An 843-nucleotide genomic window follows, 5' to 3' on the forward strand; every position below is an offset into this window, starting at 1 on the left:
CCCCGCGACCGGCGCCCGACCAGCAGGCCGCGCTCGCGCGCCCGCCCGCCCCGCCACCTGCCTCGCCGCCCGCCTCGGCGCCCGCCGATCCCGGCTGCGTCACCGTCATCCATGCCGGGATGGACAAGGCGGCCGGCGCGCCCGGCCGGATCGAGATGCGCAACACCGGCGGGGCGTGCAGCTTCACGCTGCTTCAGGACCGGGTGTTCCAGCTGCACTACGTGCAGATCCACGTCACCGCCAGGCCGGCGAACGGCGAGGTGACGGTCGCCAACCCGACGGTCAGCTATCGCCCCAGGCCCGGCTTCGCCGGCGAGGACCGCTTCGTCATCGACACCGTGCCCGATGGCCGCCTGATCGTCACGGTGCGCGTCCTGCCGCCGGACTGACCGCCCCGTCCGCCGCCGCGCCGCCATCCAGCCGGGCGAGATGCTCGCGCGCGAGCGCCGCCGCGGCGCTGCGCGGTGCCGCCCGGATCGCCGCCTCCCAGTCCGCCCGCGCCGCGGCGAGATCGCCCTGGTCGCGCCTGAGCAGTCCGCGTTCGAGCAGGGCCTCGGCATTCGCCGGATCGAGGGCGAGGGCACGGGCGAGGTCGTCGCCGGCGAGATCGGGCTGGCCGAGCTGGCGCCAGGCGGAGGCGCGCAGCACCAGCGGCTCGGCGTGGCGCGGGCGGAGATCGACCACGCGGGAGAGATCCTCGATCGCCTCGTCGAACCGGCCCTGGCTCGCCGCGGCGATCGCGCGGTCGGTCAGGAGTTCGGGGTCGCCCGGCCGGGCGGCGAGGCCGAGCGTGGCGGCGGCGTGGGCGCGATCGGGCCGCCCGGCGGCGAGCCAGAGCTGGCC

Annotated in this window: 2 protein-coding genes; one reads left to right on the forward strand and one right to left on the reverse strand. The window is 77.6% G+C overall.

Annotated elements, in window-relative coordinates:
• On the forward strand, window positions 1–389 hold a 389-nt coding region (locus tag FK498_RS19620), incomplete at its 5' end, for an Ig-like domain-containing protein (RefSeq protein ID WP_370510922.1).
• On the opposite strand, the gene FK498_RS18860 is transcribed toward FK498_RS19620, so the two are convergent.
• On the reverse strand, window positions 361–843 hold a 483-nt coding region (locus tag FK498_RS18860; RefSeq protein ID WP_141857262.1), incomplete at its 5' end, for a tetratricopeptide repeat protein. The genes FK498_RS19620 and FK498_RS18860 overlap by 29 nt on opposite strands.

Origin of the sequence: Elioraea sp. Yellowstone, from assembly GCF_006704265.1 — a bacterium.
GTDB lineage: Bacteria > Pseudomonadota > Alphaproteobacteria > Acetobacterales > Acetobacteraceae > Elioraea.